This is a genomic window from Cognatundibacterium rugosum, from assembly GCF_014284365.1.
GTDB classification, from domain to species: Bacteria; Pseudomonadota; Gammaproteobacteria; order Burkholderiales; family Burkholderiaceae_D; genus Undibacterium; species Undibacterium rugosum.
Genome location: NZ_JACOGG010000037.1, coordinates 1 through 9959, shown reverse-complemented (window position 1 = coordinate 9959; position 9959 = coordinate 1). Strand labels below are relative to the sequence as shown.

The following is a 9959-nucleotide window of genomic DNA, read 5'->3' as shown; positions in this document are numbered from 1 at the left end:
AGAGCGCAGCCAGCGTTCTCCTGCAGATAGTACTCAACAACCTGTACTTTGAATTGCTTTGTATATTTACTCATGAAAACACCCCAAAAGTATGGACGGGTGTCCAACTTTTGGGGTGCAGTTCAATGCGGGCATCCTTTTTTGTCAAAACTGGCAAAAGCGCCGTGTTAATGTCCGTCGAAATTGCAAATCGTATACAAAGGCATACCACTGTCTTTGATGATCTTAGAGCCGCCCAATTCCGGCAAATCGACGATGACCGCGCCCTCAACCACGGTAGCGCCCAGACGCTCCAGCAGTTTTTTACCAGCCATCATGGTACCGCCCGTCGCGATCAGATCATCGATCAGCACCACGCGGTCGCCTTTTTTGCAAGCGTCAGCATGCAGCTCGACGGTCGCGCTGCCGTATTCCAGTTCATACTCTTCAGATACCGTATGGAAAGGCAGCTTACCTTTTTTACGGATAGGCACAAAGCCCAGATTCAATTCATAAGCCAGCACAGAACCAATAATGAAACCGCGCGCATCCAGCCCAGCAATCACATCAATTTTTTCATCCATATAGCGGTGTACGAACATATCGATCAACACACGAAACACCTTGGGATTTTGCAGCAAAGGGGTGATATCGCGGAACATCACGCCTTCTTGTGGCCAATTTGGCACGGTGCGGATATGTTCTTTAATGTACTCGGATGGATTTAACATCGCCAGATGTCCTTCAATTTTTAAAAATAACCCGCTATTTTAACAGCCTCAGCTCCGCTCTAGCGACTGCTTCTGAGGTTCCGCGTACCACGATCACATCACCACTCTGTAAAACCAGCGTATCGTCCGCCTCGTGCCTGGCCTTACCGCGCCGTATGGTATGGATATCCACCTCCAGCTCGGCCAGCGCCAGCTCTGCAATGCGCTTGCCAACCGCGCTGGCGCGTTCACTTAGGGTGACTGAGTGTAAGCGGATTTGCATGGCATCCGGACTATCCGCTGCGTCGCTGGCACCATGGAAGAAGCCGCGCAGTGATTCATAACGCTCATCACGCGCAGCCTGCACCCGGTGCACCACGCGCCGCAAAGGCACACCCAGCAAGACCAACGCATGCGAAGCCAGCATCAGACTGCCCTCCATCAGTTCAGGCACCACCTCGGTGGCACCGGCTTCGCGTAATTTTTCCAGATCCACGTCGTCATGGCTACGCACTATCACCGGCAAGTCTGGTTGCAGCTCATGCACAAAATGCAAAATCTTCAGCGCTGATGCGGTGCTGGTATAGGTAATGACCAAAGCGGCAGCACGGTGTATGCCAGCCGCAACCAGGCTTTCCTTACGTGCAGCATCACCATAGGACACGTTGGCACCTGCCGTCTGAGCTTCCAGTACCCGGTCTGGGTCCAGATCCAAGGCGTGGTAGTCGATTTTTTCTTCACTCAGCAAACGTGCCAGATTCTGGCCACTACGGCCAAAACCCGCGATGATCACGTGTTTGCGGGTCGACATCGTACGCGCCGCGATCTGAGTCAATGCCAGCGACTGCATCATCCATTCATTGGCTGAGAATTTCATCACTATCGCATCTGACTTAGCCAGGATGAAGGGCGAAGTCAGCATAGACAATACCATGGAGGCCAGAATCAGCTGCAGCAGTTGCGGGTCGATCAGATTCAGTGCCCCAGCCTGATTCAGCAACACAAAACCGAATTCACCCGCCTGCGCCAGAGCCAGCCCAGTCCTCAACGCAACACTGGTGGATGAACCAAACAAGCGCGCCAGGCCTGCAATCAATACCAGTTTTAACAACATAGGCCCGATAAACAGGAACAGCACCATCCATATGTTTTGCGCGACCAGCTTCAAGTTCAGCAGCATGCCTATAGTGATAAAAAACAGGCCCAGCAACACATCTCTGAAAGGTTTGATATCCTCTTCCACCTGGTGCCGGTATTCTGTTTCGGAAATCAGCATTCCTGCCACAAAGGCACCGAGCGCCATCGACAAGCCAGCTTTCTCGGTCAGCCAGGCTGCACCCAGCGTGATCAGCAGCAGATTCAGCATGAATAATTCCTGAGAGCGCCGCTTCACGACCAGCTTGAACCAGCTACGCATCATGCGCTGTCCTGCCACCAGCAACAAGACCAGCACCAGTACGGCTTTACCACCAGCCCACAACAAGGTCGTGACAATATTGTCTGAGTGGGTAGCCAACGCCGGTACCAAAATCAGCAGCGGCACCACAGCCAGATCCTGAAATAACAGGATGCTGATAATCTGGCGGCCATGCAGACTTTCCAGCTCCAGACGCTCCGTAAGCATTTTCGACACAATCGCGGTGGATGACATGGCAAGCGCCCCACCCAACGCGAATGCGGCTTCCCAGCCTATCTGAAAAAACCTGGGCAGGCAGTAACTGGCCAGCCAGCCACTACAAAGGCTGGCCAGGATGGTCACCAAAACCTGCGCCATCCCGAGTCCGAATACCTGCTTGCGCATGGCCATCAGCTTGGGCAGGGAGAATTCCAGCCCTATTGAAAACATCAGAAACACGACGCCGAATTCCGCCATTTCATGGGTCACTGCGCTGTCTTCAGCAAAGCCCAGCCCAAAAGGGCCGATGACCACACCGACCACCAGATAACCCAGTATCGGCGGCAATTGCAGCATGCGGAAAGCCACCACCCCCAGAACGGCGGCGGCCAGTAAAGATAAGGTGGTGTCGAGAGCATTCATAAAGACATTATTGCCGATATTGCCGTTGGCGCGTTGTTTCCGCAGAATAAAATGCCATTTTTAAACCTGCCCGGAGCCGGCAACAAAAGCCAATTGGGTGGCTCAACATGCTTTACCCTGCCACTTTGCCAGGTATCACGGGATGGTGCCGGCATATGACAGCGTTGTTTTAGGGCAGAGGCAAATTATGTTACATCTGGCAGAGTTTTTGCTTACAGGATTTCGTTTATACTTCGGGCATGAATCAATTCACTGCTCCCTTATCCTCTGACGACACGTCAAAGTCTGGCTGCACCAGTGCAGCGCAGCGGGCGGTCATGCTGGCCGCAACTACCCTGCAAATTGAGGCCGACGCGCTCAATCATTTGCGTCAGCGCCTGCAGGCAGAAGATGCCGCTGCATTTGCGCAGGCGGTCGACATGTTGCTATCTTGCAACGGCCGTGTGGTCGTTTCCGGCATAGGTAAATCTGGTCATATCGGTCGCAAAATCGCAGCCACTTTTGCCTCTACCGGCACGCCATCCTTTTTTGTCCATCCGGCTGAAGCGGCGCACGGCGATTTAGGTATGATCACACCGCAAGATGTGTTTATTGCCATCTCCTATTCCGGCGAAGCCGCCGAGCTGATGTCTATCGTCCCCATCATCAAACGTCTGGGCGTGAAGATGATCGCAATGACAGGTAAGCCTCAGTCCAGCCTGGCTCAAATCGCTGATGCCCATCTGAACCTGCACGTGGAAAAAGAAGCCTGCCCGTTGAATCTGGCACCGACCGCCAGCACCACCGTCACACTGGCACTGGGCGACGCACTGGCCGTTGCGGTACTGGATGCTCGTGGCTTCCGTGAAGAAGACTTTGCGCGTTCTCATCCTGGTGGTGCCTTGGGGCGCCGTTTGCTGACGCATGTCAAAGACGTCATGCGCACCGGCGACGCCATCCCCAGTGTGACGCCGGAAACCAAGCTGACCCGCGCGCTGCTGGAAATCACCAAAAAAGGCATGGCGATGACGGCGGTGGTCAATACAGAAAATCAGATCATCGGTGTGTTCACGGACGGTGACTTACGCCGCATGATGGAGACCGTACAGGATTTCACGCAAATTTCGATTGCAGATGTAATGCGCCCGAATCCGCGCCGCATACGCCCAGATCAACTCGCGGTCGAAGCCGTAGAGATTATGGAAACCTATCGCATTAACCAGTTACTGGTGGCAGATACAGACGGTCATCTGGTTGGCGCGCTGCACATCCACGACCTAACCCGCGCCAAGGTGATCTGATGAACGACATTCTGCAAAAAGCGGCCCAGGTCAAGCTGATGATATTTGATGTAGACGGCATTCTGACCGATGGCAGTCTGCATTTTGGCCCTGAGGGTGAAGCGCTCAAAACCTTCAATGTGCTTGATGGTCAGGGCATACGCCTGCTGCAGGATGCAGGCATTGCGACTGCAATTATCAGTGCCCGCCAATCGGCTATCGTATCAAAGCGTGCCGCTGATCTTGCCATCACCCATGTACGTCAGGGCATCCATGATAAGCAATCTGCCTTCCTGAGCTTAATCGACGAATTACAACTCCCCGCCGCTGCCTGCGGCTTCATCGGTGATGACGTAATTGACTTACCGGTGTTGAGCCGGGTCGGATTTTCTGTCAGCGTACCAAATGGTCACGCCGAAGTCCGGCAGCGCGTGGATTTCGTCACGACCGCGGGTGGCGGCAAAGGTGCAGTACGCGAAATCTGCGACCTGATCCTGCGCGCCCAGGGTAAGTATGATCTGGCCTTAGCCCGCTATCTGTCATGAAACCTCAAGTCACTATCGATCAGGCACGAAGCTGGATGGGCGTAATCGCTCTCGGCGTCATGGTGCTGGCTGGCATCTGGATCCATCAGATCATCCACCGCCAGGGAGATGAAGCAGCCGGTCGCCTGCAGAATCGCAAAGAGCCAGATTACTATGTAGAGAAATTTAATTTCATTAAATTATCCAATAACGGACAGGCCAATTATCATGTACAGGGTGATAAGCTGATTCATCTGCCACAGACTGATCAATATGAGATTACCAATCCGCTGATACATAGTTTTGATGAGCGCAGACAACCAGTGACGATACAGGCCAAACGCGCCCTGGTCGAGCAGAAATCAGCCAATCCGGCATTAAACCGTAGCTATGATCAAGTCCATTTTTATGAGGATGTAGTCGTCGCGCAGACCTCGGCTGATCCTAAGAATTTTTTTCAGTTAAACACTCAGTACCTGCTGATGCTGCCGGATACAGATATTGTCAAAACGGATCAGGCGGTCCGTATGCAGACGTATAAAGTAGATGCCACATCAATCGGAATTGAGGCCAACAATCTGACTCAGCAAGTCAGCTTTCTGAGCAAAGTTAATATGCGTATCAAGCGGCGCCCGGACCTGGCAGCACCGCCCTCACAATCAGATATCAGGAAATAATTGTATGCACCTTTCTTTACGACGCCTCATTACAGTAGCCGGCCTACTGCTATCTTGCACACTGGCCCCAATCGCGCACGCAGAAAAAGCAGACGCCTTGAAAGATGCGGTCATCGAAGCAGGTAAAAGCTTCTATGATTTAAAAAAAAATCTGAATGTACTCTCACTCGGTGTCACCATCACCCGTGGCACACTGCTGATCCAGGCAGATAATGCGACCATACAGGAAGAAAAAGATGGAACCCAGATAGTCACCTTGCTGGGGAAAAATCATGGCCTGATTACCTTCCGTCAAAAAATGGATGGCCCGAATGAGCGCTGGCTAGAAGGCGAGGCAGAAAAAGCTGTCTACAATGAAAAAACCGAAATCGTCGTTTTCACCACCCGCGCCAAAGTGCGCAATATCGAAGCTAACAAGGTAATGCAGGAACAATTCGGCGAATATCTTTCCTATGATAGCCGCAATGAAGTGCTGACCGGTACCAACAGCGTCAGCGGCGAACATGACACAGCGAAGCCCCGGACTCAACTTATCCTGCGCAGCAAATCAGCGTCAGGTACAACGCAGGCCCAATAAGATGATGGCTACAGATAATACTTTGCAAGTCAAAGGACTGCAAAAGAGCTATGGCGCACGCCAGGTAGTCAGAGATGTATCGCTGATGGTTAAAAGTGGCGAAGTGGTAGGCTTACTCGGACCAAACGGTGCAGGTAAGACGACTTCGTTTTATATGATAGTCGGGCTGGTACCCTCTGACAGTGGCGAGATCGGCATTAATGGGGTCGACGTTTCCGCATTACCGATTCATCAGCGTGCGGTACTTGGCCTGTCCTATCTGCCGCAAGAAGCGTCCGTTTTTCGCAAGCTGACGGTAGAGGAAAACATTCGTGCAGTACTGGAATTAAAAAAAGACAAGCGGGGTAAATTTCTGAGCAAGGACGACATTAGCCAACGTCTGAATCAGTTATTAGCGGACCTGCAGATAGAACATATACGTGAAAATCCGGCGCTCTCCTTGTCCGGTGGTGAGCGTCGCCGCGTGGAAATTGCACGTGCGCTGGCGACCGATCCCTTGTTTGTTTTGCTCGACGAACCATTTGCCGGTGTCGATCCAATTGCCGTCATCGAGATACAACGCATCGTACGCTTCCTCAAAGGGCGTGGTATCGGCGTCCTGATTACCGATCACAATGTACGTGAAACCCTGGGCATCTGCGATCACGCCTACATTATTAATCAGGGAGCCGTACTGGCCAGTGGCAAGCCAGACGATATTATCCAGAACGAATCTGTGCGCCGGGTTTATCTCGGAGAACACTTCCGTATGTAACCGGGCGCATCATGAAACAAAGTCTGCAACTCCGTACTTCGCAACATCTTGCACTGACGCCGCAACTGCAGCAGTCCATCCGGCTGCTACAACTCTCTACGCTGGAGCTGCATCAGGAACTGGAGTCACTGCTCATTGAAAACCCCATGCTCGAGAGAGTGGATGATCCACTGGATCATGCCATACGCCTGCTGGCCGACGGTGCGATGGCGCAAAACACCACGACAGATAACAATACGGTACCGGGTGAGCAGGCTAACACCACCGAAGCCCCTGCCGAGGCCGATTTTGCCGCCAGCGAAAGCGTGAGTGCTGAAGACTGGAGTTTTGACGAAGTACCGGCCGGACCACGTCAGGCTGAAGACGATGATGGACGTCCACAACTGGAAGCAGCCTGTATCACTCTGCGCGCGCATCTGCTGGAGCAAATGCGCGTCAACCTGCGCGGCGGACGTGACCTGGCATTGTGCGAACTGGTCATCGATGCACTCGACGATAATGGTTACCTGACTGAAAGCCTGGACGATATCTATTCCAGCCTGCCACTGGAATTATGCGTAGAGCCTGAAGAGTTGCAGTTCGCTTTGAATATGGTGCAAAGTTTTGAGCCTGCTGGCATCGCTGCACGCAATCTGTCCGAGTGCCTGGCACTACAAATACGACGGCTGCCTAAAATTCCTTTGGTCACGCGCAGATTGGCCTTAGCGATTATTGAGCAACAGTTAAGTCTATTCGCACAGCGGGATTTCACAAAATTAAAAAAAATCTTTTCCTGTGACGACGAGGATCTGCGTGAAGCACAAACAGTCATACGCCTGTGTGATCCGCGCCCCGGATCTGCCTTTGCCCAGCAAGCCGCAGACTATGTCGTTCCCGATGTAATCGTGCGCAAATGTGGACAGCAATGGCAGGTTTTGCTGAATCAGGATGTGATGCCAAAATTGCGCGTCAGCAGCATGTATGCACAAATGGCAAAAGATAATAAAAATGAATGCAGTCTTGGTACTCAGCTACAGGAAGCGCGCTGGCTGATCAAAAATATGCGGCAACGCTTCGATACTATTTTGCGCGTTGCACAAGCGATTGTAGAAAGACAAAAGAATTTTTTCACGCATGGCGCAGTCGCGATGCGCCCCCTTGTTTTGCGCGAAATAGCTGATACACTAGGTTTACACGAAAGTACGATTTCTCGTGTGACGACCCAAAAATACATGCTGACCCCGCATGGGATGTTTGAGTTAAAGTACTTTTTCGGCAGCCACGTTGCGACGGAAACCGGGGGGGAAGCATCGTCCACCGCAATACGCGCTCTCATCAAGCAGCTAATAGGAGCAGAAGACCAGAAGAGCCCACTCTCTGACAGTAAAATCGCAGACATGCTGGGTGAACAGGGGATGGTCATTGCGCGACGCACCGTTGCCAAATACCGCGAAGCCCTGAAAATCCCACCAGTCAGTTTGCGTAAAACTTTGTAACGCAGTTCTTGTAATCACGGCTTTAATTGCTATATATGATTTAGCTCAGTACCAACAAGATGAGATGAGCGCATCATCATAGCGAGTATTTAGCAAGCAACGTCACCATAGGAGCACAGTATGAATCTCACCATCAGTGGACATCACGTCGAAGTAACTCCTGCAATCCGTGAATATGTACAAACCAAGCTGGAACGCGTCCGGCGTCACTTCGATCAGGTCATTGATATTGCCGTCATCCTGACGGTCGATAAGCTCCGCGAAAAAGAGAAACGCCATAAGGCCGATATCAATCTGCATATCAGCGGAAAAGATATTCATGTTGAAAGTCTGGCGCACGATCTGTATGCCGCAATTGATGCATTGATAGACAAACTGGACCGTCAGGTGATCAAACACAAAGACAAGATCCAGGATCACCACCACGAAGCGATCAAACACATGCCTGACCCAGCGTCGGCATAACACATCTCCCTCAGGAGATCACTCAAAAGGACGCAGCTTGCGTCCTTTTTTGTTGGCATAAAATGTAAGCAAAGTTTGATCTGCAGGCAGATCACAGCATAGAATTGCTGACCTTAATGAATTTTCTGATTCTCTATGAGCGACTACCTTCTCACTTCAGTACACAACCATATAGGCTACATCACACTGGACAGGCCAAAAGCACTGAATTCACTTTCGCTTGATATGGTACGTGGCATTACCGCAGCACTGATGGCATGGCGCGATGACCCTCAAATACGCGCAGTGGTCCTGCAAAGCAGCAGCGAAAAGGCCTTATGTGCCGGTGGTGATATCCGCTTTTTTTATGACGTAGGTGCCGCCAGCCCACGCGGCGACAGTGCATTGCTGGAAGACTTCTTTACGGAAGAATATGCCCTTAATCATCTGATCCATTTCTATCCTAAGCCTTATATCGCATTGATGAACGGTGTAGTGATGGGCGGCGGTATGGGCATCGCCCAAGCAGGTCCACAATCCTGCGTCAGGATAGTGACGGAACGTACCAAGATGGCAATGCCGGAAGTGAATATCGGTCTGTTCCCTGATGTAGGTGGTGGTTATTTTCTATCACGTACACCAGGCCAATGCGGCAGTTATCTGGGTTTAAGTGGTGAAGTGATCGGTGCCGCGGATGCCTTATATGCTGGCCTTGCCGACGTATTTATTCCTTCCGCTGAATTACCCGCGTTGATGCAACTCTTGCATACCAGTGATAGCACTGACCTGCGCGCACAAATTCATCAGTTTGCTGCGGCCTACCGCGACCAGGCGGATCCTGCAGGTTCGCAACTGGCACAACAGCGCGACTTGATTGATACGGTCTTCAGTGCAGACTCAGTCTCCAACGTCATGCAAGCTCTGCGTGAGGAAGGCAGCGATTTCGCACAAAAAACAGCGAACACCATGGCCAAGCGCTCACCACTGATGATGTGCGTCACATTAGAACAACTCAGGCGCAGTGCCTCTATGACGGTGTCTGAATGCCTGCGGATGGAGCGCGATATGGTCAGACATTGCTTCAAACACGGGGAAGTGCTTGAAGGCGTGCGCGCCTTGGTGGTCGATAAAGACAATACACCAGCCTGGTCTCCAGCCAGTCTGGACGCGGTCAGTCGTGACCAGGTTCTGAGTTTCTTTGCGCAGGTGTGGCCAGACTATGCACATCCTTTAAGGTACCTGCAGGAACTGGCTTCTTAAGCTAACGACTCATCTGAAAGCGATCAGAATAAACCTGATTTATCTGGACAAATTCCAGAAGCAGCAAAGGGAGTACGCGCAAGCGTACTCCCTTTGTGTTATTGGCTGTCTGTTGTGTTGTTTTTAGCTGATTGCCGTAAGCATCCGGTGAAGTCATCTTGAAGTTAAGTGCGTAAGCGTAGATGATCGTGTCCACTTAATAAGTGGACACTTGTACATGATGGACGATGGAATCAATACGCCAAGACGGCGTCGGCGGCAC

10 protein-coding genes are annotated in these 9959 nt (G+C 51.7%); 8 read left to right on the top strand and 2 right to left on the bottom strand.

Translation table 11 applies throughout. From position 1 onward, the window contains the following. Window positions 1-167: 167 nt before the first annotated feature. Complete coding sequence (locus tag H8K47_RS17755) at window positions 168-710, bottom strand: adenine phosphoribosyltransferase (protein WP_186882690.1); 543 nt, start codon at window positions 708-710, stop codon at window positions 168-170. A 34-nt stretch (window positions 711-744) separates the two neighbouring features. Continuing rightward, a complete protein-coding gene (locus tag H8K47_RS17750) occupies window positions 745-2727 on the bottom strand; it encodes a monovalent cation:proton antiporter family protein (RefSeq protein WP_186882689.1) in 1983 nt (660 codons plus the stop codon). Between the two features lie 317 nt (window positions 2728-3044). Here H8K47_RS17750 and H8K47_RS17745 point away from each other — a divergent pair, with 317 nt between their 5' ends. From H8K47_RS17745 to H8K47_RS17710, 8 genes are all read left to right on the top strand, one after another. Further along, window positions 3045-4007, top strand: a complete 963-nt coding sequence (locus H8K47_RS17745; protein ID WP_222612832.1) for a KpsF/GutQ family sugar-phosphate isomerase — start codon at window positions 3045-3047, stop codon at window positions 4005-4007. Further along, a complete protein-coding gene (locus H8K47_RS17740) occupies window positions 4007-4531 on the top strand; it encodes a KdsC family phosphatase (protein WP_186882687.1) in 525 nt (174 codons plus the stop codon). The genes H8K47_RS17745 and H8K47_RS17740 overlap by 1 nt, the downstream gene beginning before the upstream one ends. Then, window positions 4528-5187, top strand: coding sequence for an LPS export ABC transporter periplasmic protein LptC (lptC, locus tag H8K47_RS17735; protein ID WP_186882686.1), 660 nt, complete (start codon window positions 4528-4530; stop codon window positions 5185-5187). The genes H8K47_RS17740 and lptC overlap by 4 nt, the downstream gene beginning before the upstream one ends. 4 nt (window positions 5188-5191) lie before the next feature. After that, complete coding sequence (gene lptA / locus H8K47_RS17730) at window positions 5192-5764, top strand: lipopolysaccharide transport periplasmic protein LptA (RefSeq protein WP_186882685.1); 573 nt, start codon at window positions 5192-5194, stop codon at window positions 5762-5764. A gap of 1 nt (window position 5765) precedes the next feature. Continuing rightward, entirely contained in the window at window positions 5766-6518 is a 753-nt protein-coding gene (gene lptB, locus H8K47_RS17725; protein WP_186882684.1) for an LPS export ABC transporter ATP-binding protein, read from the top strand. Window positions 6519-6529: 11 nt separating this feature from the next. Beyond that, entirely contained in the window at window positions 6530-7993 is a 1464-nt protein-coding gene (locus tag H8K47_RS17720; protein WP_186882683.1) for an RNA polymerase factor sigma-54, read from the top strand. Window positions 7994-8113: 120 nt separating this feature from the next. After that, the gene (gene hpf, locus H8K47_RS17715) at window positions 8114-8458 is read left to right on the top strand and encodes a ribosome hibernation-promoting factor, HPF/YfiA family (protein WP_162020613.1); all 345 of its coding nucleotides are present in this window, start codon (window positions 8114-8116) and stop codon (window positions 8456-8458) included. A gap of 135 nt (window positions 8459-8593) precedes the next feature. Further along, window positions 8594-9697, top strand: a complete 1104-nt coding sequence (locus tag H8K47_RS17710; protein WP_186882682.1) for an enoyl-CoA hydratase/isomerase family protein — start codon at window positions 8594-8596, stop codon at window positions 9695-9697. The last annotated feature ends 262 nt before the right edge of the window (window positions 9698-9959 follow it).